This is a genomic window from Pseudomonas putida (assembly GCF_001976065.1).
Taxonomy (GTDB): Bacteria; Pseudomonadota; Gammaproteobacteria; order Pseudomonadales; family Pseudomonadaceae; genus Aquipseudomonas; species Aquipseudomonas serbica.
Genome location: NZ_MNAH01000006.1, coordinates 65,208 through 91,853 on the forward strand (window position 1 = coordinate 65,208; position 26,646 = coordinate 91,853).

Here is a 26,646-nt window from a genome sequence, read left to right on the forward strand (position 1 = left end):
CGCTCCCACAGTGGATTGCGTCGTGCGCAAATCAAATGTGGGAGCGAGCCTGCTCGCGATGGCGTCAGTTCAATCACCACACATCCCAGGTTCTGCACACCGCATCACTGTCCGCTATCATCCCCCCAATTCCGATACGCGAGATCGTCATGCGCCGTTTGCTTTGCCTGCTGCTGTTAGTGCTCGCCCTGCCGGCCTCCGCCGCCGGGTTGCTGGAGAGTCGCCCCAGTTCGACCCTGGGCTCGATCAACAACAGCGCCGACTTCCTGCCGGTGCGCGAAGCCTTTCAGTTGAGCCTGGTAGACAGCACGCCGCAGTCGATCAAACTGCGCTTCGTCGCCACCGAGGGCTATTACCTTTACCGGCACCGCTTCCAGTTCCGCGCAGACCCGGCCGATGTCAGCCTGGGCCCGGCGCAATTGCCCACGGGCGAACAGAAGCACGATGAGTACTTCGGCGATGTCGAGGTCTACCACGGCGTACTCGATGTAGAGCTGCCGCGCACCGACCAGCGTGCCTTCACGCTGGTCGTGACCTACCAGGGCTGCGCCGACAAAGGCCTGTGCTATCCACCGGAAACCGAGCGACTGAGCATTGACGGCAACGGCCCGACCACAGCACAGGCCTGGAGCTGGCGCGAACTGGCGCTGTTTTTCCTTGCTGGCGTGGGCCTGACCTTCACCCCGTGCGTACTGCCCATGCTGCCGATCCTTTCCGGCGTAGTATTGCGTGGCCAGGTCGGGGGTTGGCGTGGTTTCAATCTGTCGCTGGCCTATGTGCTGCCGATGGCCGCCTGTTTCGCTTTGCTGGGTGCGCTCATGGGATTGTTCGGCGCGCAGCTCAATCTGCAGGCACGCCTGCAATCGGCCTGGGTGCTGGTGCCGTTCGCGATGTTTTTTGCGTTGTTTGCCCTGGCGATGTTCGGCGTGTTCGAGCTCAAGTTGCCGCACGCCATCAGCAGCCGACTGGACCGCATTGCCGGCCGCACCGAAGGCGGTTCGCTATGGGGCGCTGCGGTATTGGGCGTGGTCTCCAGCCTGCTGGTTTCGCCTTGCGTCTCGGCGCCGCTGGCCGGTGCGCTGCTTTACATCAGCGCCAGCGGCGACGCACTGGGCGGTGGCCTGAAACTGTTCATGCTCGGCCTGGGCATGGGGGCACCGCTGTTGCTGGTGGCCACCGGCGGTGCCGCCTGGCTGCCGAAAAGCGGACCGTGGCTGATCTACGTGAAAAATGCGATTGGCGTCCTGTTGCTGGGGCTGGCGATCGGCCTGCTCAGCCGGGTCCTGCCGGGACAGATCACCTTGCTGCTGATCGGCCTGCTGGCTGCTGGCGTCGGGTTGTTCATGGGGGCACTGGAGTTCGTCTACAAACCGCCGCGCAAACGCCTGGGCCAATTGCTCGGGATGTTCCTGCTGTTTTATGCGCTGGCCTGCTGGTACGGCGCTTTCAGCGGCCAGACCGATCCGTTCAACCCGATCGGCCAGCCGCGCACGGTGGCTGGCAACGAGCCCACGCAAAACACCGGCGCCTGGCAAACCGTCAGCACCCCGGCCGACCTCGACCGTGTGCTCGCCGAAGCCCGGGCGTCCGGCACCCCGCTGCTGCTCGACTGGTACGCCGATTGGTGCATCAGCTGCAAAGTCATCGAACACCAGGTGCTCAAGGATGCGATCGTCGTCGAACGCCTGAAAGGCTATCGGTTGATCCGCTTCGACATCACTGCCAGTAATGCCGAACAACGCGCCCTGCTAGATCGTTACCAACTGTTCGGCCCTCCGGCGCTGATGTTTTTCGGCACGGACGGAGTCGAACGTGTCGATCTTCGGGTGATCGGCGAAATCAAGGCGGCGGACTTCGCCGAACGTGTCGCCAGGGCGAATGACCGGATTTAATCACGCGGTCATATATTTCGCGCAAACATCGGTCATCGTGCTGGCTATTGCAGAGAACTGGACAGTCACAAAGGCTTTGCGGCATAGTCGCCGGGTTCTGACAAATGCACACGGATAACCAAGGAACAGCCGATGGCCACGCTACTCGTACTGCACGGACCCAACCTGAACTTGCTCGGTACCCGCGAACCGGGCACCTATGGCGCCACGACGCTGGCGCAGATCAACCAGGACCTGGAACGCCGCGCCCGTGAAGCCGGCCACCATTTGCTGCACCTGCAAAGCAATGCCGAGTACGAATTGATCGACCGCATCCATGCCGCCCGCAGCGAAGGCGTGGACTTCATTCTGATCAACCCAGCAGCTTTTACGCATACAAGTGTCGCATTACGTGACGCGCTGCTGGCGGTGAGCATCCCATTCATCGAAGTGCATTTGTCTAACGTGCACAAACGCGAACCTTTCCGCCATCACTCTTACTTCTCCGATGTAGCGGTGGGAGTGATCTGCGGCCTTGGCGCCAGCGGTTACCGACTGGCCCTGGAGGCCGCCCTAGAGCAGCTTGAAAGACCGGCAACAGCTTGAACAACAAGCGTTAAACGCCCCTGACCGACCCTTGGGAGTTGATGATTCATGGATATCCGTAAAGTTAAGAAACTGATCGAATTGCTGGAAGAGTCCGGCATCGACGAGCTCGAGATCAAGGAAGGCGAAGAGTCCGTACGCATCAGCCGTCATAGCAAGACCCCGGCCCAGCAGTACTACGCACCGGCTCCTATGCCTGCTCCGGCTGCCGCGCCTGTCGCTGCCGCCGCTCCGGCTGCCGCTGCCGCTCCTGCAGCTCCGGCCGCTCCAGTGTTGAACGGCACCGTTGCCCGTTCGCCAATGGTCGGTACGTTCTACCGCAAGTCTTCGCCAACCTCGCCGTCCTTCGTGGAAGTCGGCCAGACCGTGAAGAAAGGCGACACCCTGTGCATCGTTGAAGCCATGAAGATGATGAACCACATCGAAGCTGAAACCAGCGGTGTGATCGAATCCATCCTCGTCGAAGACGGCCAGCCGGTTGAGTACGACCAACCGCTGTTCACCATCGTTTGAACCGCGGAGAGCCTTTGATGACTGCGAAGTTGGAAAAAGTTCTGATCGCCAACCGCGGTGAGATCGCACTGCGGATTCTGCGCGCCTGCAAAGAGATGGGCATCAAGACCGTCGCCGTTTATTCCAAGGCTGACAAGGAACTGATGCACTTGGGCCTGGCAGACGAGTCCGTCTGCATCGGTCCGGCATCGGCCGCCCACTCTTACCTGCACATCCCGGCCATCATCGCCGCGGCCGAAGTGACGGGCGCTACCGCCATTCACCCAGGCTACGGTTTCCTCGCGGAAAACGCCGACTTCGCCGAACAGGTCGAGAACTCCGGCTTCGCCTTCATCGGCCCGAAAGCTGAAACCATCCGCCTGATGGGCGACAAGGTTTCGGCCAAGCACGCGATGATCGCCGCTGGCGTTCCAACCGTTCCGGGTTCCGACGGCCCGCTGCCGGAAGACGAAGAAACCGCTCTGCGCATCGGTCGCGAAGTGGGCTACCCGGTGATCATCAAGGCCGCTGGCGGCGGTGGTGGTCGCGGCATGCGCGTCGTGCACAAGGAAGAAGACCTGATTTCCTCGGCGAAACTGACCCGCTCCGAAGCGGGCGCAGCGTTCGGCAACCCGATGGTCTATCTGGAAAAATTCCTGACCAACCCGCGCCACGTGGAAGTCCAGGTGCTTTCCGACGGCCAGGGCCAAGCCATCCATCTGGGTGACCGCGACTGCTCGCTGCAACGTCGCCACCAGAAGGTTCTTGAAGAAGCGCCGGCACCCGGCATCGACGAAGAGGCTCGCCAGGAAGTTCTGGCACGCTGCGTCAAGGCGTGTATCGACATCGGTTACCGTGGTGCAGGTACTTTCGAGTTCCTGTACGAGAACGGTCGCTTCTACTTCATCGAGATGAACACTCGTGTCCAGGTAGAGCACCCGGTTTCGGAAATGGTCACTGGCATCGACATCGTCAAGGAGATGCTCAGCATCGCCGCCGGCAACAAGCTGTCGTTCACCCAGGATGACGTAGTCATCCGCGGTCACGCGCTGGAATGCCGGATCAACGCTGAAGACCCGAAGACCTTCATGCCAAGCCCGGGCACGGTCAAGCACTTCCACGCTCCAGGCGGCAACGGCGTTCGCGTCGATTCGCACCTGTACAGTGGTTATGCCGTTCCGCCGAACTACGACTCGCTGATCGGCAAGCTGATCACCTACGGGGCAACCCGTGACGAAGCCATGGCGCGCATGCGCAATGCGCTGGACGAGATCGTGGTCGACGGGATCAAGACCAACATCCCGCTGCACCGCGACCTGACCCGCGACGAAGGCTTCTGCAAAGGGGGCGTGAACATTCACTACCTCGAGCACAAGCTGGCTGGCGAGAAGCACTAAGCTTCGACCCTGCCTGACAAAGCCGCCTTCGGGCGGCTTTGTTGTTTCTGGACATTTCACCCGAACCACAGCCCCCCCCCTGTGGGAGCGGGCTTGCTCGCGAAAGCGGTGGGTCAGTCGGCATCCATTTTGGATGTGCCACCGCATTCGCGAGCAAGCCCGCTCCCACCGGGTATGCACTGATGCTCAAACCAAGCCACTCCCACAAACCCTTCGCGCTCGCGTAAACTTGCGCGCTTCTCGCAGCCCGCTAGGCTGCAATCAATATTTTTCAAAGGTGCCCGCCATGCCTTGGCTGCAAGTACGCCTCGCCATCAGCCCAGAACAAGCCGAAACCTACGAAGACGCTTTCCTTGAAGTGGGCGCCGTGTCGGTGACCTTCATGGACGCCGAAGATCAGCCGATCTTCGAGCCGGAACTCAACACCACGCCGCTGTGGTCGCACACCCACCTGCTGGCACTGTTCGAAGGAGGCACCGAGCCCGGCCCGGTACTGGCCCACCTTGAACTGCTGACTGGAAGCCCGCTGCCCGAACATCACAGCGAAGTGATCGAAGACCAGGACTGGGAACGCAGCTGGATGGACAATTTCCAGCCTATGCGCTTCGGTCAGCGCCTGTGGATCGTGCCGAGCTGGCACGCAGCTCCCGAGCCAGATGCAGTGAACCTGTTGCTGGATCCGGGCCTGGCGTTCGGCACCGGCACCCACCCGACCACCGCACTGTGCCTGGAATGGCTCGACGGCCAGGACCTCAAGGACTGCAATGTGCTGGATTTCGGCTGCGGCTCGGGGATTCTGGCCATTGCCGCCCTGCTGCTGGGCGCCAAGGAAGCCGTGGGCACCGATATCGACGTGCAGGCGCTGGAAGCCTCCCGTGATAACGCCGGGCGCAATAACATCGCCGAGCACCTGTTCCCGTTGTATCTGCCGCAAGACCTGCCGCAGGTTCAGGCCGATGTGCTGGTGGCCAACATTCTCGCCGGCCCGCTGGTTTCCCTGGCGCCGCAGCTGTCGGGCCTGGTCAAGCCGGGCGGTCGCCTGGCGCTGTCGGGGATCCTCGCCGAGCAAGGCGACGAAGTGGCCGCGGCCTACGCCAAGGACTTCGATCTGGATCCGATCGCCAATCGCGATGGCTGGGTGCGCATCACTGGCCGTCGGCGCTAGAATGAGCGCCTGCATCTACCGGATCGCCGCATGACCGACAGCTTCGTCACCCAGTGCCCACATTGCCAAACCAGCTTTCGCGTCAGCCATGCCCAATTGAGCGTGGCCCGCGGGGTTGTTCGCTGTGGTTCCTGCCTGCAGGTGTTCAACGCCGCCAAGCAGCTGCTGGAGCAGGCCGGCAAGGAAGCACCCGTGCCGACGCCGGCACCCCGGGAGACCGTCGAACCGCCTCCGCCGCGCGCCATCAGCCAAAAGCAATGGAGCGCCGCCGAGCTGGACCTGGACAGCCTCGACCTGGACGAAGAGCTTGCCCGGCTTGAACAGCGGGAGATCCAGCCGACCACCGAGTTCGGCCGGCACCGCGAAGACACGCTCAGCGCTCGTCGCGATAACGCCGAGCACGACGAAGCTCCCTGGCCCGACAGCCTGTTCAGCGAATCGGCTGCCGATCGCGCCCAGGCGGCCGACACACTGGAAACGCTGGAAGCACTCGACGCGCTCGATACTCCAGAGCCACCGGAGCCACCGAGCGAGCCAAGCAAACCCTCGCGCACCGAACCGTCGCTATCTCTGGAACCGGTGGACCTGGATGATGAACCGCAGCCCCCGCAGCTGCGCTTGAACGATCCGCTCGATACCCCGACGCATCACCCACGCCTGACGGCGACTGAAGAGATCGACGACGAACTGCCTTCGATCGAGCCGCCGCGCAAGCGTCGCGAACGCAGCGAGCCTGGGGTCCGCGCAGAAGTGCTGCAGGACCTGACCGACGACCCATTGCAACTGGATTGGCAAAAACGTCGTTCGCCATGGGGTCGTCGCCTGTTCTGGCTGTTGTTGATCCTGCTGGGTGCAGGCGCACTCGTCGGGCAGTACGTCGCCTATCATTTCGACGAACTGGCGCGCCAGGACCAGTACCGCCCCTGGTTCCAGCAACTGTGCCCGCAAATCGGCTGCACGGTGCCTTCCAAGGTCGACATCGCAAAAATCAAGAGCAGCAACCTGGTGGTTCGCAGTCACCCGGAGTTCAGCGGCGCCCTGGTCGTCGATGCGATCATCTACAACCGCGCCACGTTCTCGCAGCCCTTCCCGCTGCTGGAGCTGCGCTTTGCCGACCTCAACGGCCACCTGATCGCCAGCCGCCGCTTCAAACCCGGCGAGTACCTCAACGGCGATCTCGAAGGCCGGGTGGAAATGCCTCCGCAAACGCCCATCCACATCGCCCTGGACATCCTCGACCCTGGCGCCAAGGCGGTGAACTACAGCCTGAGCTTCCACTCGCCCGAATGAATCGATTCACTGTTCGGTAATTGACGACAGCTTCCTGACTTTGCCTGCCCGGACCAAACCGCTGGCGATAACAGAATAACTGTTCAGATTTTGTTCAATTCAGCCTTTATCCAGTCATCGAGAGCGGGTATCATGCCAACCCTTTTTCGAACTCTCATGATCCGGCCCCACAACAGGGAAGTCCTATGTCGGCGGTACGCATCGGTCCATACACATTACACAACGGCTTGATTCTCGCCCCGATGGCGGGCGTCACCGACCAACCCTTTCGTCAGCTGTGCAAGCGATTGGGCGCGGGGCTAGTAGTCTCGGAAATGGTCACCAGCGACATGAGTTTGTGGAACACCCGCAAGTCACGCATGCGCATGATCCACGAAGGTGATCCCGAGCCACGCTCGGTGCAGATCGCCGGTGGTGACGCACAGATGCTGGCGGATGCGGCCCGGGCCAACGTCGAACTGGGTGCACAGATTATTGATATCAACATGGGCTGCCCGGCCAAGAAGGTCTGCAACAAAGCCGCCGGCTCCGCACTGTTGAAGGATGAAGCATTGGTAACCGAGATCCTGCAGGCCGTCGTGGCTGCGGTCGATGTGCCGGTTACCCTGAAGATCCGTACCGGCTGGGACCGGGACAACAAGAACGGCCTGACGGTGGCGAAAATCGCCGAGCAGGCAGGCATAACGGCGCTGGCAGTACATGGCCGCACCCGTGCCGACCTGTACACCGGCGAAGCCGAGTACGACACCATCGCCGCGATCAAGCAGGCGGTGTCGATGCCGGTCTTTGCCAACGGCGATATCGATTCACCAGAAAAGGCCCGGTACGTGCTCGACGCGACCGGTGCCGACGGCCTGTTGGTGGGCCGGGCTGCCCAGGGGCGGCCATGGATTTTTCGCGAGATCGACCATTTCCTGCGCACCGGCGAGAAGCTCCCGGCGCTGGACCTGATCGAGGTGGAACGCATCCTGCTAGAGCATCTTGCTGCACTGCACGCCTTCTATGGAGACGTGATGGGCGTACGCATCGCTCGAAAGCATGTGGGCTGGTATCTCGCAACCTTGCCGGGCGCCAGGGAGTTTCGCGCCCACTTCAATCGTTTGGAAGATACGGAAGCACAATGCGCCAACGTCCAGGGATTCTTTGCCGGACGTTTCAAGAGCCTGACAGGGGACGCAAAAGGGGTGGCCGCATGACGATGATGACCGAGACTTTAGTGAGTGGAACTGCACCCGTGAGCGACAACGTGAATTTGAAACAGCACCTCAATACGCCAAGCGAAGAAGGCCAGACCCTTCGCGGGAGTGTCGAGAAGGCGCTGCACAATTATTTCGCCCACCTAGAGGGCGCTGCCGTCACGGACGTGTACAACCTGGTGCTCTCCGAAGTCGAGGCTCCCCTGCTCGAGTGCGTGATGAACTACGTCAAGGGCAACCAGACCAAGGCCAGCGAGATGCTCGGACTGAACCGGGGCACGCTGCGCAAGAAACTCAAGCAGTACGATTTGCTGTAAGCATTCAATCAAACCAGAAAGGCGCCCGCGTAACACCGGTCGCCTTTTTTGCTGACTTCCTTTGCTTTTGATGGAAATTGAGATGACCGACCAGACTACCCGCCTGCCGATCCGCCGCGCCTTGATCAGCGTTTCCGACAAGACCGGGATCCTCGAATTCGCCAAGGAGCTTGAAGCCCTGGGTGTCGAGATCCTCTCCACCGGCGGAACGTTCAAGCTGCTGCGGGACAACGGCGTTGCCGCAGTGGAAGTCGCGGATTACACCGGCTTCGCCGAAATGATGGACGGTCGGGTAAAAACCCTGCACCCGAAAATCCACGGCGGGATCCTCGGTCGTCGCGGTATCGACGACGCCATCATGAACGAGCACGGCATCAAGCCGATCGACCTGGTAGCGGTCAACCTGTACCCGTTCGAAGCCACCATCAACAAGCCTGGCTGCGACCTGCCGACCGCCATCGAGAACATCGACATCGGCGGCCCGACCATGGTTCGTTCGGCAGCCAAGAACCACAAGGACGTGGCCATCGTGGTCAACGCCAGCGACTACGCCAGCGTCCTGGAAAACCTCAAGGCCGGCGGCCTGACCTACGCCCAGCGTTTCGACCTGATGCTCAAGGCCTTCGAACACACTGCCGCCTACGACGGCATGATCGCCAACTACATGGGCACCGTGAACCAGGCTGCCGAGACCCTCAGCACAGAAGGTCGCAGCGAATTCCCGCGCACCTTCAACAGCCAGTTCATCAAGGCCCAGGAAATGCGCTACGGCGAGAACCCGCACCAGAGCGCGGCGTTCTACGTGGAAGCCAAGCCTGCCGAAGTCGGCATCGCCACCGCGACCCAGCTGCAAGGCAAGGAACTGTCGTACAACAACGTGGCCGACACCGATGCCGCGCTGGAATGCGTGAAGAGCTTCGTCAAGCCGGCCTGCGTGATCGTCAAGCACGCCAACCCGTGCGGCGTGGCCGTTAGCCCGGACGCCGAAGGCGGCATCCGCAAGGCCTACGACCTGGCCTACGCCACTGACACCGAATCCGCGTTCGGCGGCATCATTGCCTTCAACCGCGAACTGGACGCCGAGACCGCCAAGGCCATCGTCGAGCGTCAGTTCGTCGAAGTGATCATTGCCCCGTCGGTCAGCGAAGAAGCCCGCGCCATTGTCGCGGCCAAGGCCAACGTACGCCTGCTGGCTTGCGGCGAGTGGTCGGCGGATCGCGCCGCTGCCTGGGATTACAAGCGCGTCAACGGTGGCCTGCTGGTGCAGAGCCGCGATATCGGCATGATCGGCGCCGATGACCTGAAGGTCGTGACCAAGCGCGCACCGACCGAGCAGGAAATCAACGACCTGATCTTCGCCTGGAAAGTCGCCAAGTACGTGAAGTCCAACGCCATCGTCTACGCCAAGAACCGTCAGACCATCGGTGTCGGCGCGGGCCAGATGAGCCGCGTGAACTCCGCGCGTATCGCCGCGATCAAGGCCGAGCATGCTGGCTTGCAGGTAGCCGGCTCGGTGATGGCATCCGACGCTTTCTTCCCGTTCCGCGACGGTCTGGACAATGCGGCCAAGGTTGGCATCACCGCGGTGATCCAGCCAGGCGGCTCGATGCGTGATGCTGAAGTGATTGCTGCGGCGGATGAAGCCGGCATCGCCATGGTCTTTACTGGCATGCGCCACTTCCGTCACTGATTTCTTTGCTTGATCGTACCCACGCTCTGCGTGGGCACGCAGCCCGGGACGCTCCGCGTCCCTCGGACGCGGAGCGTCCGCTGAGGCATTCCCGCGCAGAGCGTGGGAACGATCAGTCCCCACAGAATTAGCGTCATCCGAGGTTTTTGAAATGAATGTCTTGATCATTGGCAGCGGTGGCCGTGAACACGCCCTGGCCTGGAAAGTAGCCCAGGATCCACGCGTGCAGAAAGTGTTCGTGGCACCGGGCAACGCCGGCACCGCCATCGAAGCCAAGTGCGAGAACGTCGCCATCGACGTGCTGGCCCTTGAGCAGCTCGCAGACTTTGCCGAGAAAAACGTTTCCCTGACCATTGTTGGCCCGGAAGTGCCGCTGGTCGCCGGCGTGGTCGACCTGTTCCGCTCCCGTGGCCTGGACTGCTTCGGTCCGACCGCCGGCGCCGCTCAGCTTGAAGGTTCGAAAGCCTTCACCAAGGACTTCCTGGCTCGCCACAAGATCCCGACCGCCGACTACCAGAACTTCACCGAGATCGAGCCAGCCCTGGCTTATCTGCGTGAAAAAGGCGCACCGATCGTGATCAAGGCCGACGGCCTGGCTGCCGGTAAAGGCGTGATCGTTGCCATGACCCTGGCCGAAGCCGAGGACGCGGTGCGCGACATGCTCGCCGGCAATGCGTTCGGCGATGCCGGTTCGCGCGTGGTTATCGAAGAGTTCCTCGATGGCGAAGAAGCCAGCTTCATCGTCATGGTCGACGGCAAGAACGTCTTGCCAATGGCCACCAGCCAGGACCACAAGCGCGTCGGCGACGGCGACACTGGCCCGAACACAGGCGGCATGGGTGCCTACTCCCCTGCCCCGGTGGTGACCAGCGAAGTACACCAACGCGTCATGGACCTGGTGATCTGGCCGACCGTGCGCGGCATGGCCGAGGAAGGCAATGTCTACACGGGCTTCCTGTATGCCGGCCTGATGATCGACAAGGCTGGCAATCCAAAAGTCATCGAATTCAACTGCCGTTTCGGTGACCCGGAGACCCAGCCCGTGATGCTGCGCTTGCAGTCGAGCCTGGTACTGCTGGTCGAAGCAGCCCTGGCGCAGGCGCTGGACAAGGTCGAAGCGCAATGGGATCCACGTCCGAGCGTCGGTATCGTCCTGGCGGCAGGCGGCTATCCTGGTGACTACACCAAGGGTGTGGCCATCACTGGCCTGGATGCAGCCGCGGCACTGGAAGGCAAAGTCTTCCACGCAGGTACCGCGCTCAAGGACGGTCAAGTCGTGACCGCCGGTGGCCGGGTGCTCTGCGCCACGGCCATGGGTGCCAGCGTCGATGCCGCCCAACAGCAGGCTTACAAACTGGCGGCAAAGATCGATTGGCAAGGCTGTTTCTATCGCAAGGACATTGGCTACCGCGCCATTGCCCGCGAGCGTGGCGAACAGGAATAAGCAACATTGCGACAGGCAGGGGCTTGCAGCCCTTGCCTGGCTATTGCGGCGCCGCGCATAGTTATATTCTGGCATTAACCTACGAAGGGATTTCGCCGTGCGCTGGCTCAGGATTGCCATAACTCTAACCGTCACAGTGCTGACCTTGCTCTGCATGCTCCCGGCCCAGGCCGCACAAGGCAGTGGCTGGGCTGTATTGCTCGACGAACAGGGTGACCTGCAGCTGAGCGACATCCGCTCCGCTCGCTACACCAATCAATTCAGCCCGATCGAACTCGACCACCTCACGGCGGCCGAGCCCGACGGCGCGCTATGGCTGCGTTTCCGGCTTGCGCCGGGCAGGCATGAGCAACTGCTGCGGGTGTTCGCACCCGATCTGGTGCACTTCAACCTGTATGTGCTGGACGGCGACAAGCTGATCGAGCAGTCCCATACCGGCAATGAGCAACCCCTGGCAGACCGACCATTGCCCAGCAGCGACTTCATGCTCCCGCTGCCGCAAAGCGACAAGACCCTGGACGTCTACCTGCGACTGGTTTCCGAACACCAGTTGAGGCCCTACATCACCTTGCAATCGGCGGTCGTCACCGCAGCCAATCAGAACCAGACGCTGATCTATGGACTGCTGTTGGGCTGCATTGCCATGCTGATCCTGCACAACCTCATCCGCTACGCCTATACCCGTTCGACCAGCAGTGTCTGGCTAGCGGTGTGCGAAGCCTTGCTGATGCTCAGCCTGGTGTTGTTGTTGAACCTGGCGGGGCCCTGGATCCCGGACTGGCAGGCCGTGCAAACGCCTGGCGCCTACCTGGCCTTATTGCTGACGGCCCCCAGCGGCCTGATGTTTACCTATCGTTTCTTCAAGCCCCTCGGACCGCATCCGCTGAACAAGCTGATCGTGGGCGACATCCTGTTCATCATGATCTGCAGCCTGCTGCTGTTGTTCGTCAACACGCTGCCGCTGAATATCATCACCTATGCGCTGGTTGCCCTGGCCGGCCTGAGCATGTTGTTCGTCAGCTGCTATCACTGGCAAAAAGGTTATCGCCCGGCACGGCTATTCGTGGCGGCCATGGTGGTGTTCAACCTGGGCACCCTGATCATCCTGCCCGCCTTGCTGGGACTGACCCTGATCGAACCCCATGACCTGATCACCACCCTGCTGGCGTTCATCTGCATCAGTGGCCTGTTGATGAGCATTGCCCTGAGCGAACGCCAGCGCAGCATCACCGAAGCTCGTTTCAGCATCAGTCGCGACCTGGCGGCCAGCAACGCCGAGATCAATGCCAAGGCCGAGTTCCTGGCGAAGATCAGCCATGAGATCCGCACCCCGATGAACGGCGTACTGGGCATGACCGAGTTGCTGCTGGGCACGCCACTGTCGGTCAAGCAGCGAGACTATGTGCAGACCATCCACAGCGCCGGCAACGAACTGCTGACCTTGATCAACGAAATTCTCGACATTTCCAAACTCGAGTCCGGACAGATCGAACTGGACGATGTGCAATTCGATCTCAACGCTCTGATCGACGACTGCCTGAGCATCTTCCGCGCCAAGGCCGAGCAGCAGAACGTCGAGCTGATCAGCTTCATCCAGCCACAAGTACCGCGCGTCATCAGTGGCGACCCGACGCGCTTGCGCCAGACATTGCTGAGCCTACTGGAAAACGCCCTGAAGAAAACCGACGAAGGCGAGATCCTGATCGTCGTCGCCCTCGACGAACGCAGCAGCCATCCGCGCCTGCGCATCGCCGTGCAAGACAGCGGCGAACCGATGGACGCCGAAGAGCGCGACGCACTGATGCACGCCGAGCTGCACAGCAAGCATTTCCTCTCGACCAACCATTTGGGCGGTAATCTGGGACTGGTGATCGCCCGTCAACTGATTCGCCTGATGCAAGGCGAATTCGGCATCAAGAGTGGTAACAACCAGGGCAGTACCTTGTGGCTGACCTTGCCGCTGGATCCTGACCGCCTGGAGCACCCGACATCGGACCTCGATGGCCCGCTGCAGGGCGCACGGGTGCTGGTGGTGGATGACAACGACACCTGTCGCAAGGTGCTGGTGCAGCAGTGCAGCGCCTGGGGCCTGAACGTGAGCGCCGTGCCCTCGGGCAAGGAGGCGTTGGCGCTGTTGCGCACCAAGGCACACCTGCGTGATTACTTCGATGTGGTCCTGCTGGACCAGAACATGCCCGGCATGACCGGCATGCAACTGGCGGCCAAGATCAAGGAAGACCCGAGCCTGAACCACGACATCCTGCTGATCATGCTGACAGGCATCAGCAATGCGCCGAGCAAGATCATCGCGCGCAACTCGGGGATCAAGCGCATCCTTGCCAAACCGGTGGCCGGCTATACCCTCAAGACCACCCTGGCCGACGAACTGACCCAGCGCAACAAAGGGCTCGCGGCTCCGCAGCATCTGCCTTCAGGCCCGCCTCCGCCGATCAAGGTTCCCAGCGATTTCCGCATTCTGGTCGCCGAAGACAACAGCATTTCGACCAAGGTCATCCGCGGCATGCTGGGCAAGCTCAATCTGCAACCGGACACCGCCAGCAATGGCGAAGAAGCCTTGGTGGCAATGAAAGCGCAACGTTACGACCTGGTGCTGATGGACTGCGAAATGCCGATCCTCGACGGTTTTTCGGCGACCCAGCAATTGCGCGCCTGGGAAGTCGGCAACCAGCGGACCCGCACCCCGGTGGTGGCGTTGACCGCGCACATCCTCGCCGAGCATAAGGAACGTGCACGCCAAGCCGGCATGGATGGGCACATGGCAAAACCGGTCGAGCTCTCGCAGTTGCGCGAGTTGATCGAACACTGGGTTGCCCAGCGCGATCAAAACCGCACGACGACGCCAACGTCCTGAGCCGACAGACTCCACGGCGCCTGTTAGACTCCCCACGACTTCCCTCGCCAGTGAGCTTGACCCATGCTCCACGTGTTGTTCAGCGTTTACCTGAAGATGCTGGTGCTCTACAGCCCGTTCTTCGTGTTGTCCTGCTTCATCAGCCTGACCCGCGGTTATTCGCGTAGGGAACAACGCCGACTGGCCTGGAAAGTGGCCATCGCCACGCTGGTCTCCAGCGTCTTGCTGTACCTGTTCGGGCGGGTGATTTTCAGCGTGTTCGGCATCACCGTCGATGCCTTCCGCATCGGCGCCGGCAGCGTGCTGTTCATCTCGGCGCTGGGCATGGCCCAAGGCAAGTCGGCGGTGCAGACCGACAACGTGCAACAGGACGTGACCATTGTCCCCCTGACCATCCCGCTGACCGTCGGCCCGGGCACCATTGGTGCCTTGCTGGTGATGGGCGTGAGTCAGCCACACTGGGACGACAAACTCACGGCCATCGTCAGTATTGCCCTGGCCAGCTTCACCGTGGGGGTCGTGCTGTACCTGTCCAACCGTATCGAACGCATTCTCGGAGACCAAGGCTTGCAGATTGTCAGCCGATTGATGGGGTTGTTCGTGTGTGCGTTGGCGGCGCAAATTATCTTCACGGGTGTGAAGGGGTATCTGGTGCCGTAATGGCACCAATATTTAACTTGCTCCTCCGCGTCTCAGTAGTGCTCAGGCTTTGCCGAACTCGTAAGTGAGTGCCCTTTGACGATGCTCGCTCAATATTTTTTCAATCTTTGGCTCAACCGCCAAGTAGTCCTCTTCATCCATGTGCATGGTGGCAGCACCGTTATAGATCTCGATGCTAGAAGTGCTCCAGTCAACAAACAGCACTTTGGTGGGTTGAGCGTGGGCAAAGTATTGTACAGCTGCGATTGCCATGGTGATGTCATCGTCCTTGCCCTGCATGGAACTCGACATGCAAAAGTTGCCACCATCTGCTTTTTTGGAGTTATCCTCAAACAGCTTCAACGCTTCGGGTTCATTTTTTAGCGCTTCCATCGTCGCATCGGCCACACTGGAAAGTACTTTTGCCGCTGCCGCACCGTTACTAACGGCAGTACCGATCGCCGTATGAATAATACCGAGAGCAACATTGTCCATGCTCAGCTTTTGCGAGGTTGCCTTGTAGCGATTGTAAGGCTCATTGAATGCAAACCATCCCGCTATTTTCATGATCCTCATGAATTCGGCGTAGCGCTTCTGTTTATCCCTGGATGACGGATATTTAAGTAGCGCGAAAAGGTCGGCATACATATAGGTATTTTTTACAATACGCTTGCTTCGTTTGGACATGCTTTCATGAAACCCGGCAATGCCCGCCCCCATGATGGCTGCATTCAGCTCATCCTTATCGACGGGTAGCTGAGCAGAGGAAAATCCTGCAATCCGGCGAGATGCCAAATGCTGAGTAATAAACTTGTTGCTCTCTTCAATAATAGCAACGCGCTCGACAGCAGATATTTTATGATCATTCAATCCAGTCATTTATTGATTCCTTTCAATAGGGTTAACGCCACCTTGGCGTAACAAGAACCTAACGCCTGCACTTATGCGAATCAAGTATCAAGAGATTCAATTGATTTCAGAAAAACCGGATTGTTTAACCAACCTCATACAAAAGCGGCCCATCAGGGCCGCCAGAAAAACTATTCTGGTTTGCTGCCGTACCAGCGAGGCGTGTACACCCATTGTCCGCCATCGGAACGCGGGAACACACAGGTTGTGGATGAACCGATCAATACCATGGTGCGCATATCCACTTGATCCACTGTCAACTGCCTCAGAGTCGTAACCCGCAGTGTCTGCCCGGGGCGGCCGATATCCCGCCCCAGTACCACAGGTGTCTCAGGCACCCGATGTCGGGCAACAATGTCCAGCGCCTGTCCCAGTTGCCACGGGCGCGAACGCGAAATCGGGTTATAGAACGCCAGCGCCAGGTCAGCTTGCGCCGCCAGATCCAGGCGCTTCTCGATGATCGACCAGGGCTTGAGGTTGTCGGAAAGCGAAAGCACACAGAAGTCATGGCCCAACGGCGCTCCGGCCTGGGCGGCAGTCGCCAGAGAAGCGGAGACACCCGGCAATATTTCGAGATCGACACTGTGCCACGCGGGATCAGTGGACTCGTGAAGTGCTTCCAGCACAGCTGCGGCCATGGCAAAAACACCCGGATCGCCAGACGACACCACGACCACCGAACGTCCTTGAGCAGCCAGTTGGAAGGCGTGACGGGCGCGCTGCATTTCTTCGCGATTGTCGGTGCAATGCATGACTTGATCCGCGCGAAATGGCCCGGCCATGCGCACATAGGTTTCATAGCCCAGCACATCATTGGCACGCGCCAGTTCCGCCTTCACCGCCGGCACCATCAACTCGCAAGCCCCCGGCCCCAGACCAATAACCGCCAGGCGCCCGCGAGGTCGGCCAATCTGCAACGGGTCCAGAGGCTCCTCGGCGACTGCAATCGCAATGGCGTCGTTACCAAAAAGGCAGACAGGATGAGCAATCACGCCGCGAACCAACTCTCCGACATCAGCAACCGCATCGGCAAAGCGTAATGGCACGCCCAGCTCAAGCGATGTTTCACGCAACGTCACGTTGGCCATGTCAGTGTCGACGGCCAAAAGACACGCCACAGACTGCACGGCGATTCCGGCCTGATGCAACGCCTGGCGAATGGCTCCTGACAAATCGTCCGTGCCGGCCGCCACCGCAATCAGCACATTGCGTGGATAGATCAACAGTTCATCGGCACAAGCCATTCGCTCGGCATGACCTACATGAACGGTCAGCCGCGCCTCCTTGTCTTGTGGCAACTGCGCTTGCGCCAACCACGGCGCAGAACCTTCGATGCGTACCGTTTCTCCCGCCAGCAAATCGGAAACGAAGCGCTTGCCCAGCTCAAGATCGCCCAAGGTATAGCCAGCCGGTGGATTGAGCAGGCAGGTGCCGAAACGCAGCTCACCACTGGTGGTGATGGCGGGCGCCACGTCGAGATGAGCCGCAATCTCTCGTGCCAGGACGTTCACGCCACCCAGACCACCGAGCAGCGGCACCACAGCGCTGCCGTCTTCGGCGACAGCAAGCACTGGCGGCTCAGCGCCCTTTTCAAGCAGCAATGGCGCAAGCGTGCGGATCACGATCCCGGCCGCGCATAGCGCAATGATCGGCGTATCTTGCAGATAGAGTTCGCGCAACGTTGCACCGAACTCGCGATAGAGGCGATCCGCGCCTTCAACCCGCTCGGCCAAGCCATGGATCAGCGCATCCGGGTAGATCTGTTGAATTTTTCGCGCGGTCGCGAGGCTGCCATTGCCGAGAATGACAATTGCCGGAATTGGACGGAGCATCAGCCTTGCCACCTTTCGCCGGGAACGATGATCAGCGAGAAGTACGGTGAGGACATCGGTTCGACTTCATCCAGGGGCACGATTTTCTGATTGGCCATGGTCGCGCGTTCGACGTACAGGGCGCGCTCGCCCAAACCGAGTTCTTCCAGAACCTGGCGAACTTTGGGGAAGTTGCGGCCCAGCTTCATGATAACCGCCGCGTCGGCATCAGCCAGACGGCGCTTGAGTTCGTCGTGCGGCAGCACACCGGACAGCACCGACAAACTCTGATTGCGATACACCAGCGGCGCTCCCAGCACCGACGCACCGCCGAGCATCGAGCAGACACCTGGCACTACTTCGGCGTCATAACGCTCGGCCAGACGATCATGCAGGTACATGTAGGAACCGTAGAAGAACGGATCGCCTTCACAGATCACCGCCACATCACGGCCGGCGTCCAGATGTGCAGCCAGTTGTTCGCCAGCCGCATCGTAGAAATCGCTGATCACTTGCTCATAGGACAGAGGCGCCGGCAGTGCCTCGGTAGTCACCGGGTAAACCAGCGGCAGCAGGGTTTGTGCGTCCTGCAAATGGGCCTCGATGATACCAAAAGCGTTGCCCTTTTTGCCCTTGGCGACGAAGTACGCCACCACCGGCGATTCGCGCAGCAGGCGTAAGGCTTTGACGGTAATAAGCTCAGGATCACCAGGGCCGACGCCGAGGCCAATCAAACGTCCAGGTTTCTGCATCATTCGATCTCCGTGGCGAGGGCATTAACGGCAGCGGCGGCCATGGCGCTACCGCCCAACCGGCCTTGCATGATGACGAAGGGCACGCCGCGACTGTCCGCTGCGAGCATTGCCTTGGACTCGGCCGCACCGACGAAGCCCACCGGAAAGCCAAGGATCAGTGCCGGTTTCGGTGCTCCGGCGTCAAGCATCTCCAGCAAATAGAACAGCGCCGTCGGTGCATTACCGATGACCACTACGCTGCCCTCCAGGTGCGGGCGCCACAACTCCAGTGCGGCGGCGGATCGGGTGTTGCCCAGTTCACGCGCAAGGTCCGGAACGCTTTCATCACGCAGGGTGCATATGACCGGGTTGTTCGCCGGCAGCCGCGCCCGGGTCACGCCCTCGGACACCATACGTGCATCACACAGAATCGGCGCACCACGGGCCAGGGCATCGCGTCCGGCCTTGCCCGCGCCTTCGGAAAACTGCAAACCATCGATGGCCTCGACCATGCCACAGGCATGAATGACACGAACCGCGAGTTTTTCCAGGTCCGCCGGGATTCGGTCGAGATTGGCCTCGGCGCGAATGATCGCGAAAGAGTTGCGATAGATCTCCTGACCGTCGCGGATGTAATCAAGCATCAAGGGGGCTCCGTAAGCGGGCGTCAAGCAGGACGCTAACCGCTTCAATAGTAAGGTTGCGTGCGTGCAGCGCGCCGAAACCCGGCTGCCCTGCTTCGCGAAAATAGAGGTCGTATTGACCGGGTGAAACGGCCAGCAGTGTGACCGGTGCGATATGCGCGGCGGCACAGGAACGTGAGCACCCGCTCAAGTGCACGTTGAGCGAATGCCTGTGACGTTGCAGCAGCGCGGCCAGTTGGAGGGCATCGCCCTTGGTATCGGCCAATCCTTTCCCACAGCCGGTCGAACCAGTACAGGCGATCATTCGGGATAACGGCGGTCCGGACTCACATATGAGTCCAAGCCACTGCAATTGCCGGATCACTTCTGCGCTGTCGGCAATGCGTACATTAGGTAGCAGCAGACTTTGCCAAGGGGTGAAACGCAGATGGCCGTCTCCGAACTCACGTGCCAATTGTGCTACGCCGCGCAACATCACAGGATCGAGCCGACCCAATGGCGGCACAGCGCCGACGTAGACGAAATCCGCTTCTATCTGGGGATGAGCGCCAATGTGCAGCGCACTTGCACCCGCCCCTCGCTGCCAATCGACGACGGCCTGCATCGGCACCCGCTCCGCCAGTCGAGCCATGAAATCCTCGACCGGACATTCATTCAGTAGATGACGCATCCGCGTTTGCTCGGGGCGTGCAAGCTCCAGGAACAACTCAAGAACCGCGACCACCAGTGAGTGGCCGTCGTCGAGGGCGACCGAACCGGAGGGCATGTCCGGCGGGCAGCCCGCCAGACCAAAAGCCAACCGTCGTTCGCCGTCCTGCTCAAATGCCGAAAGCCATAAGTCATGGGGATGTTCGAGCATTGCCAGGGCTTCGCCGCCATCGAGTTGCACGGCGAATTTGGCACTGAGGTCATGAAAAGGCTGGTGACTCTGCAGGGTGGAGAGTATCCGGTGCGCCAGTGAACGCGTGTCGAAAAGCATCTGGCGATCAATCCCTGCGCCAGGACTGAGCATCACGTTGCGTACATCATCGCCCCCTGCAGTGCGTGGCCCCAAACCTGCGGCCATCAGACTGTCGATCAATTCGAGTTGCTCACCAGCAATCCCGCGGACCTGCAGATTCGCCCGATTGGTGGCTTCAATCGCCCCGCTGGCAAAAGATTCGGCCGCCTGCGCAACGGCTTCTGCCTGCGAACTACTGATCGAGCCACCGTCCAGTTTGATCCGGCAGATACCGCCATCCAGCGCCTGCACAATACGTAGCAACCCCGGACAGGCCGAGGGGCGTAAGGCACAAGACATCGGGATTTCGTTCAAAGAGGTGACCATCAAGGGTTAATAGTCCTTCGCGGACGGAGGGGCCGTATTATGCCTGCTTTGTTCGATGGCATGAAAATGCCTGCTCTCAGAGTCGACGAATAGCCCCCTTGCTCGGCCATGCCGAATCCTCTACTGGAGCTTGAGCTCGATTTCGGAAAGACTGATCTCCTTGATACGCCTCTCCAAAAATGCCCTTTTATCCTCGAAGACCGTTCGATCCAAAAGAAATCGACAATAATGCTGAATCAATTTTGTCTCTGTTTCCTCCGACTCGAAGAAAAGAAAATCCTCCACTGCGGACCTCGAATAAAGCCTGAAGTTATTGACTGTTAACTTCAGCTGCTGTCGAGCGTTTCGCTCCACTGGAAGTATTTGAAAGTTCCCCCCCTGGCCCTCCAGGGAAAACATTGAAAGCGCGGCATCATCAGCTTGCAAGGCGTTGAAAGCCGACTGAGTAATCTTTATCTGTTGCGGACTCTCATGCGAGACAAGGTGACTTAAATAGGCGTTGGCAACAGCGCCATGGAAGATCGGGTGACGGATTTCAGTAATGACGTCACCAAAGGGAATCCATCCTAAAAACTTCAACGTGGCAGCGAAATGCAAAAACCAGTCATCAAGGTGGGTAGCGAATTGATATTTGCTGTCAGCCGCCCAGCGGGCCAACCGTATACTGAATTTGGCATCGCGTCGTTCATCCCGGGAAAGCCCTCCTACGAAAGTAATAAGTGCATTATCGATTATCGTCGCGCTGCTTGTTTTATCGTCCGGTTTTATCATTAAATTTCATCCTTGATTCCATTAACCGCTATCTATTTTTCCAGGAATAATATTTTTTTCTCCAGGCTTAAAACTAGTCACCTCCATTTAGCCACACAACCGCGCATTATTAACAACAGGTGTCCATGTCCCTTCCGGGCACCTGATTGGATCTGTTGCCGTGCACATCTGCATCACCGGAGGTACAACAAAAACGTCTGGGCCATCACGACAACCAAGCTGAGTTATCATCGCGCTCCTATAGACCGCTTTTGAGCAGAGGAACGGCATGACGCCCTGGCTGACAGTAGTAGGCATCGGTGAAGAGGGTTTCAAAGGCCTGGGAAAAACGGCTCGACATGCCTTGCTCGGTGCGTCTCGAATCGTCGGCGCCCGACGTCAATTGGATCTGCTTCCAGAGTGTATTGGCGGTGAGCGCGTTCTCTGGCCCAGCCCGTTCTCCCTGGAGCCGTTACTAGCCATGCGCGGCACGCCGATGTGTGTCTTGGCGAGCGGCGACCCGATGTTTTTTGGTGTGGGCGCCAGCCTCGCTCGCCTGCTTCCCATTGAGCAGATGCTGGTGTTACCGACGCCCTCCTCATGCTCACTCGCCGCCGCGCGAATGGGCTGGCCGCTGCAGGATCTGATCACCCTGTCGATAGTCGCCCGCCCCATCGCCACACTTAACGCACAGTTATTCAGCGGCGTTCGTTTGCTGGTACTCAGTAACGACGGCCAAAGCCCTGCTGCGGTCGCTGCACTTTTACGCGAACGTGGGTTCGGTCCGAGCCGCCTGAGCGTGCTGGAACATCTGGGCGGCGAAGCCGAACGCCGCATCGACGGCATCGCCAACGACTGGCCCGATCCTGTGATCGCCGACTTGAACCTGATCGCCATCGAATGCATCGCCGAACCCGGTACGCCACGCCTGTCACGCCTGGCCGGCCTGCCCGACTCGGCCTTCAAGCACGACGGCCAGCTGACCAAACGCGACGTGCGCGCCATCACCCTCGCCCGCCTCGCCCCGACCCCGGGGGAACTCTTGTGGGACGTCGGCGCCGGCTCCGGTTCGATCGGTATCGAATGGATGCGTGCCCACCCCAGTTGCCGGGCGCTTGCCATCGAAGCCGATGACGGCCGCCAGCAGTTGATCGAGCACAACCGTGACGCCCTCGGCGTGCCCGGCTTGCAACTGATCCGCGGCAGTGCGCCGCAAGCATTGGCAGGGCTTGAACGTCCGGATGCGATTTTCATCGGGGGCGGGGTCACCCGCGAAGGCGTGCTGGACACTTGCTGGGCAGCGCTCAAACCCGGCGGCCGACTGATTGCCAACGCGGTCACGTTGCAAAGTGAACTGACCCTGATGGCCTGGCGCGACCAATACGGCGGCGAGCTGACGCGTATTCATGTTGCCCAGGCGCAACCGCTGGGTGACTTCGACACCTGGCGCCAGGCACTGCCGATTACCCTGCTGGATGTGATGAAACCTTTCGATGCGTGACGAAACCGCCGAACAACCCGCCCCGCTGCGCAGCGGCCTGACCACGGGCAGCTGCGCCACCGCGACCAGCCTGGCGGCGGCCCGCCTGCTGCTCGGCGGCATGAGCTCGGATGCCGTGCAAATCGTCCTGCCCAAAGGCAAGCAGGTACAGATGCGCCTGGAGTTCTGCCGCCTTACCCAGGACGGTGCAGAGGCCGGGACGATCAAGGATGCCGGGGACGATCCCGATGTGACCCACGGTGCGTTGCTCTATAGCCAGGTGCGTCTGTTGGGCGAGCCAGGTATTCGCTTTTGTGCCGGACGCGGTGTCGGAACGGTCACCCGGCCAGGGCTGGTGCTAGGCGTTGGCGAGCCGGCGATCAATCCGGTACCGCGCCGGATGATCAGTGATCACCTGACGCTGCTCGCCACGGAACTCGGCTACAGCGGCGGTTTCGAGGTCACGGTGAACGTCGAGGACGGCGAGGCCCTGGCGCTGAAAACCATGAATCCGCGCCTGGGCATTCTCGGCGGGCTGTCGATCCTGGGCACCAGCGGCATCGTCCGGCCATTCTCCTGCGCGGCCTACATCGCTTCGATACACCAGGGCATCGACGTCGCCAAAACCAACGGATACCTGCACATCGCCGCCTGTACCGGCAACGCCAGCGAGGACACCATGCGCAGGGTCTACAACCTGCCGGAAATCGCCCTGATCGAAATGGGCGACTTCGTCGGTGCGGTGCTCAAACACCTGCGTAAAGTGCCAGTGGCTAAACTGAGCATTTGCGGCGGCTTCGGCAAGATCAGCAAACTGGCAGCCGGCCACATGGATTTGCACAGTCGGCACTCGAGCATCGATCTGCCGCAACTGGCTGAATGGGCAGCCGCAGTGGGCGCCGATACGGCGTTGCAGCAAGGCATCCGCGAAGCCAACACCAGTCAACAAGCGCTGGCAATGGCCAGCGCCGCGGGAGTCGCCCTCGGCGATGCGGTGTGCCAGCACGCTTTGGATTTTGCCCGCAGCGTGGTACCGGCGCAGGTTCAGGTCGAAGTGTTCGCCATCGATCGCCAAGGCGGGATCGTCGGCCATGCGGGAGCTTCTCAATGAAACGTATTCTGTTGCTGGGCGGCGTGACCGAGGCCCTGGCGATTGCGCGAACCCTGGGACCGCAACACATCTATAGCCTGGCCGGTATCGGTCGGGTGCCGACGGATTTGAACTGCCAGGTTCGTGTGGGTGGCTATGGCGGTGCCGAAGGCCTGGCGCAATTCATCCGCGATGAAAGGATTGATCTGTTGCTGGATGCGACTCATCCCTACGCCGCCCAAATCAGTCAGAACGCCGCGACCGCAGCTCGGTTAAACGGCATCGCCTGCTGGGCGCTGCGCCGTCCGGCGTGGCAACCACAGGCCGGCGATGACTGGCGTGAGGTCCGTGATTGGGCCGAACTGATCCAGGCCCTCAAGCTTTTTCGGCGACCGCTGTTCACCTTGGGCCGCGAGCCTTTGCAACATCTGGACGAGATTCCCCCGGAGCAATTCTGGACCTTGCGTGCGCTGGACGTTTATCCCGGTAATGATCGCTGCGAAGTGATCGGCGCACGTGGACCGTTCATGATCGACGACGAGCGCGAGCTGTTCGAGCGTCGGCAGATCGATGTGCTGATCAGCAAGAACAGTGGCAGTGCGGCGACCGAGCCGAAGCTTGAAGTGGCGCGGGAGCGCGGGGTGCCGGTGCTGGTGTTGAAGCGGCCGGAGTTGCCGATGGTAGCGCGGGAGTTTGAGTCGGTGGCAGAGACATTGGCTGCCCTATCGAAGTCAGGCCATTGCTGAGTCCTACTGAACCCTGCGATTTTGCTGGCAATACTCTCGGACAGATCTGACTTACCCCACCAGGACTCTAATCCTATAGTCCTCTTCCTTCTGATTCTATCAAGCGCCCCCTATTTACAGAGAGCACGGAAATTTTGGTGATTGTGAATCCGTGGGCGCTGCTGTTCATGAAATGCGCGTTCATTACGGTCCTGGCTACAGGCTGTACTTCACTCGCAAAGATGAAGTGATCTACTTGCTGTTGATCGGTGGCGACAAATCGACTCAAAAAAGAGATATCAAGCGTGCTGTTCAAATGGCACAAAACATCGGTAATGAGGAGTAAGTCATGGCCGAACGATTCACCCGTTTTGACGCCGCCGAGTTTCTCAAAACGCCGGAAGAAATGGCGGCTTATCGGACGCCTGCTTCGAAGAGGATGCTGGCGACGATGTGCTGATACGCGCAGCGCTGAACGACATAGCCCGTGCGAAGGTATGACACAAATTGCCCGCGATGCTGGCCTGGGACGCGAGAGTCTCTACAAAGCGCTGAGCAGTAGTGGCAATCCGGAATTCGCGACTATCATGAAGGTTATGAAAGCCTTGGGCCTGCGTTTGCATGCCATTGCTATCTGATTGCGCTGCGACACCACACCGCACGCAGTCTTTTTACTTATCGGCCCTGATCAGGCTAAATAGCCAGCGCCTGATCGCCCACCCAACGGATTTGTCCCATGTCCCGACAACGGCTCGCAATTGCCTGGATAGCCTGCTTCGCAGTGCTGTTCAACATGCTCGCCATGCCGATGTCCGGAGCGATGGCGCAGACGGCACCCGCCGAACAATTGTTGTGGGGTAGTTTTTGCTCGTCCAGCGGCACCAGGATGGTGGCGATTTCCCTGGGCGACATCGAGCAGAAAAAAACGCAAAGCGACGATCACTCCAACATGCAGCATTGCTGGTGCTGCTCTGGCTCTGCGCCACTGGTGGCCTTGCCCGGGCATGAACCGCACCTGTATTTCGCAAGCTTCGAAGCCAATCGAGCCTTACCCCCCGCCTCTCTCAGCACCCCGACACCGCGCCAGCAATGGCCAAGCCTCAACCCCCGTGCTTCCCCTCTGGTGTGATTCCTGCTCGCAATTGACCTGCGTTTCGAATCGCTCTGGAGAACTGCCATGTTGAACAGACTTATCGTTCTGGCCGCGTTGCTGCTGCCTGCCTGCTTTGCCAATGCCCACGAATACAAGATCGGCGCACTGGAAATCGCTCACCCGTGGTCGCAGGAACTGCCGCCCAATGCACCCAACGTCGCCGCGTATTTCGTGATCCACAACTCGGGCAACACAGCTGACCGCCTGCTTAGTGTCGACTCGCCGATCTCGGCTGAAGCGCAGTTGCATGAGCATGTGATGCAAAACGACTTGATGAAAATGCAGCAAGTAGCCAACGTGGCAATCCCCGCCGGCGGCGATGTCACGTTCGCACCGATGGCCTACCACGTCATGCTGCTGGGGTTGAAGGACCGCAGCCTGCTCAGCGATGGCAAGCGCTTCCCGATGACCCTGCATTTCGAGAAGTCCGGAGACGTGACAGTGGAAGTGGCGGTGCAGAAGCAGGCGCCCGAGTCCACGCAAAAGCACGCGCACGCTCAGTAATCCGCTATCGCGACGCCGCCCATGCGCCCGCCAGGCACCAGGTCACCCACCCCCCGTCGTCAGCCATTGGGCCTGACACGCGGCAGCTGGATCAGCCTGTTCGCCATGCTGATGATCTTTATCGGTCCACTGATTTCTCAGTCGATGCCGATGGATCAGCACGCTTCAACGTCCATGAACATGTCGATGGACATGAGCATGGACATGTCGGCGATGGAGCACGCGGATCACGGCGCGCAACCGGCTGCCGAGCATTGCCCGCCAGCATCCGGGCACCATGCAATCTGGGAAAAATGCGGTTATTGCAGCCTGCTGTTCAACTGCCCGGCACTCACGGGTGGCGGTTCATTCACAGCATTCGACACCCCGCCCGCCAGCACTTTCACCGCACCCTCCCCTCGCTTGGGCCATGCCCGGCAAACCTTCTTCCCCGGCGCCCGCACCCGCGCCCCGCCCGTCGTCACGTAAACACTCACCGCTGATTTCACACGGTTGAGCAGGCAGCTTAAGGCTGTCGGCCGTGTCGTTTACGACTGTTCG

24 protein-coding genes and 2 pseudogenes are annotated in these 26,646 nt (G+C 60.3%); 20 read left to right on the plus strand and 6 right to left on the minus strand.

The window, feature by feature from the left end; translation table 11 throughout:
- The first annotated feature begins 149 nt into the window (after positions 1–149).
- The 12 genes from BKX96_RS20610 to tspR all read left to right on the plus strand — a co-directional run bounded on the left by BKX96_RS20610 (position 150) and on the right by tspR (position 15,000).
- Positions 150–1,892: a protein-disulfide reductase DsbD gene (locus tag BKX96_RS20610; protein ID WP_077185340.1), complete on the plus strand. Its 1,743-nt coding sequence runs from the start codon at positions 150–152 to the stop codon at positions 1,890–1,892.
- A gap of 132 nt (positions 1,893–2,024) precedes the next feature.
- Positions 2,025–2,477, plus strand: a complete 453-nt coding sequence (aroQ, locus tag BKX96_RS20615; protein ID WP_020797556.1) for a type II 3-dehydroquinate dehydratase — start codon at positions 2,025–2,027, stop codon at positions 2,475–2,477.
- A 48-nt stretch (positions 2,478–2,525) separates the two neighbouring features.
- A complete protein-coding gene (gene accB, locus BKX96_RS20620) occupies positions 2,526–2,990 on the plus strand; it encodes an acetyl-CoA carboxylase biotin carboxyl carrier protein (protein WP_034149717.1) in 465 nt (154 codons plus the stop codon).
- Between the two features lie 17 nt (positions 2,991–3,007).
- Positions 3,008–4,366 carry an acetyl-CoA carboxylase biotin carboxylase subunit gene (gene accC, locus BKX96_RS20625; RefSeq protein ID WP_046819697.1) on the plus strand — a complete coding sequence of 453 codons (1,359 nt, stop codon included), beginning with the start codon at positions 3,008–3,010 and terminating at the stop codon, positions 4,364–4,366.
- A gap of 286 nt (positions 4,367–4,652) precedes the next feature.
- On the plus strand, positions 4,653–5,531 hold the full coding sequence (gene prmA / locus BKX96_RS20630; RefSeq protein WP_077185341.1) for a 50S ribosomal protein L11 methyltransferase: 879 nt from the start codon (positions 4,653–4,655) through the stop codon (positions 5,529–5,531).
- 30 nt (positions 5,532–5,561) lie between these two features.
- Complete coding sequence (locus BKX96_RS20635; RefSeq protein WP_077185352.1) at positions 5,562–6,821, plus strand: DUF3426 domain-containing protein; 1,260 nt, start codon at positions 5,562–5,564, stop codon at positions 6,819–6,821.
- A gap of 185 nt (positions 6,822–7,006) precedes the next feature.
- Positions 7,007–8,017, plus strand: a complete 1,011-nt coding sequence (dusB, locus tag BKX96_RS20640; RefSeq protein ID WP_046819700.1) for a tRNA dihydrouridine synthase DusB — start codon at positions 7,007–7,009, stop codon at positions 8,015–8,017.
- Positions 8,014–8,334: a DNA-binding transcriptional regulator Fis gene (fis, locus tag BKX96_RS20645; protein ID WP_046819701.1), complete on the plus strand. Its 321-nt coding sequence runs from the start codon at positions 8,014–8,016 to the stop codon at positions 8,332–8,334. The genes dusB and fis overlap by 4 nt, the downstream gene beginning before the upstream one ends.
- Before the next feature lie 82 nt (positions 8,335–8,416).
- Positions 8,417–10,024, plus strand: a complete 1,608-nt coding sequence (purH, locus tag BKX96_RS20650) for a bifunctional phosphoribosylaminoimidazolecarboxamide formyltransferase/IMP cyclohydrolase (protein ID WP_046819702.1) — start codon at positions 8,417–8,419, stop codon at positions 10,022–10,024.
- A 151-nt stretch (positions 10,025–10,175) separates the two neighbouring features.
- A complete protein-coding gene (purD, locus tag BKX96_RS20655; RefSeq protein ID WP_046819703.1) occupies positions 10,176–11,468 on the plus strand; it encodes a phosphoribosylamine--glycine ligase in 1,293 nt (430 codons plus the stop codon).
- Positions 11,469–11,565: 97 nt separating this feature from the next.
- Positions 11,566–14,340: a hybrid sensor histidine kinase/response regulator gene (locus tag BKX96_RS20660; RefSeq protein ID WP_046819704.1), complete on the plus strand. Its 2,775-nt coding sequence runs from the start codon at positions 11,566–11,568 to the stop codon at positions 14,338–14,340.
- 63 nt (positions 14,341–14,403) lie between these two features.
- The gene (gene tspR / locus BKX96_RS20665) at positions 14,404–15,000 is read left to right on the plus strand and encodes a type III secretion system genes modulator TspR (protein WP_046819705.1); all 597 of its coding nucleotides are present in this window, start codon (positions 14,404–14,406) and stop codon (positions 14,998–15,000) included.
- A gap of 42 nt (positions 15,001–15,042) precedes the next feature.
- Here tspR and BKX96_RS20670 read toward each other — a convergent pair whose 3' ends face one another.
- The 6 genes from BKX96_RS20670 to BKX96_RS20695 all read right to left on the minus strand — a co-directional run bounded on the left by BKX96_RS20670 (position 15,043) and on the right by BKX96_RS20695 (position 21,175).
- Positions 15,043–15,858 carry a hypothetical protein gene (locus tag BKX96_RS20670; protein WP_046819706.1) on the minus strand — a complete coding sequence of 272 codons (816 nt, stop codon included), beginning with the start codon at positions 15,856–15,858 and terminating at the stop codon, positions 15,043–15,045.
- 161 nt (positions 15,859–16,019) lie between these two features.
- Positions 16,020–17,720 (minus strand): precorrin-3B C(17)-methyltransferase, encoded by a 1,701-nt coding sequence (cobJ, locus tag BKX96_RS20675; protein ID WP_077185354.1) that lies wholly within the window; start codon positions 17,718–17,720, stop codon positions 16,020–16,022.
- Positions 17,720–18,451 carry a precorrin-2 C(20)-methyltransferase gene (locus tag BKX96_RS20680; RefSeq protein ID WP_046819948.1) on the minus strand — a complete coding sequence of 244 codons (732 nt, stop codon included), beginning with the start codon at positions 18,449–18,451 and terminating at the stop codon, positions 17,720–17,722. The genes cobJ and BKX96_RS20680 overlap by 1 nt, the downstream gene beginning before the upstream one ends.
- Positions 18,451–19,077 carry a precorrin-8X methylmutase gene (locus tag BKX96_RS20685; protein WP_046819708.1) on the minus strand — a complete coding sequence of 209 codons (627 nt, stop codon included), beginning with the start codon at positions 19,075–19,077 and terminating at the stop codon, positions 18,451–18,453. The genes BKX96_RS20680 and BKX96_RS20685 overlap by 1 nt, the downstream gene beginning before the upstream one ends.
- Entirely contained in the window at positions 19,070–20,377 is a 1,308-nt protein-coding gene (gene cobG, locus BKX96_RS20690) for a precorrin-3B synthase (RefSeq protein WP_077185468.1), read from the minus strand. Before cobG ends, BKX96_RS20685 begins: the two co-directional genes overlap by 8 nt.
- Positions 20,378–20,524: 147 nt before the next feature.
- On the minus strand, positions 20,525–21,175 hold the full coding sequence (locus tag BKX96_RS20695) for a hypothetical protein (protein WP_046819709.1): 651 nt from the start codon (positions 21,173–21,175) through the stop codon (positions 20,525–20,527).
- Between the two features lie 268 nt (positions 21,176–21,443).
- On the opposite strand from BKX96_RS20695, the gene BKX96_RS20700 reads away from it, so the two are divergent.
- From BKX96_RS20700 to BKX96_RS20735, 8 genes and pseudogenes are all read left to right on the plus strand, one after another.
- Positions 21,444–22,655: a bifunctional cobalt-precorrin-7 (C(5))-methyltransferase/cobalt-precorrin-6B (C(15))-methyltransferase gene (locus BKX96_RS20700; RefSeq protein ID WP_046819710.1), complete on the plus strand. Its 1,212-nt coding sequence runs from the start codon at positions 21,444–21,446 to the stop codon at positions 22,653–22,655.
- Positions 22,648–23,745, plus strand: coding sequence for a cobalt-precorrin-5B (C(1))-methyltransferase (locus BKX96_RS20705; protein WP_046819711.1), 1,098 nt, complete (start codon positions 22,648–22,650; stop codon positions 23,743–23,745). Before BKX96_RS20700 ends, BKX96_RS20705 begins: the two co-directional genes overlap by 8 nt.
- A complete protein-coding gene (locus tag BKX96_RS20710) occupies positions 23,742–24,470 on the plus strand; it encodes a cobalt-precorrin-6A reductase (RefSeq protein WP_046819712.1) in 729 nt (242 codons plus the stop codon). The genes BKX96_RS20705 and BKX96_RS20710 overlap by 4 nt, the downstream gene beginning before the upstream one ends.
- A 121-nt stretch (positions 24,471–24,591) precedes the next feature.
- A pseudogene (locus BKX96_RS20715) lies at positions 24,592–24,795 on the plus strand (type II toxin-antitoxin system RelE/ParE family toxin); the annotation flags it as partial.
- A gap of 3 nt (positions 24,796–24,798) precedes the next feature.
- A pseudogene (locus BKX96_RS20720) lies at positions 24,799–25,087 on the plus strand (addiction module antidote protein).
- Between the two features lie 98 nt (positions 25,088–25,185).
- Entirely contained in the window at positions 25,186–25,578 is a 393-nt protein-coding gene (locus tag BKX96_RS20725) for a DUF2946 domain-containing protein (RefSeq protein ID WP_077185356.1), read from the plus strand.
- Between the two features lie 48 nt (positions 25,579–25,626).
- Entirely contained in the window at positions 25,627–26,106 is a 480-nt protein-coding gene (locus tag BKX96_RS20730) for a copper chaperone PCu(A)C (RefSeq protein ID WP_046819713.1), read from the plus strand.
- 21 nt (positions 26,107–26,127) lie between these two features.
- Entirely contained in the window at positions 26,128–26,574 is a 447-nt protein-coding gene (locus BKX96_RS20735) for a DUF2946 domain-containing protein (protein ID WP_077185358.1), read from the plus strand.
- The last annotated feature ends 72 nt before the right edge of the window (positions 26,575–26,646 follow it).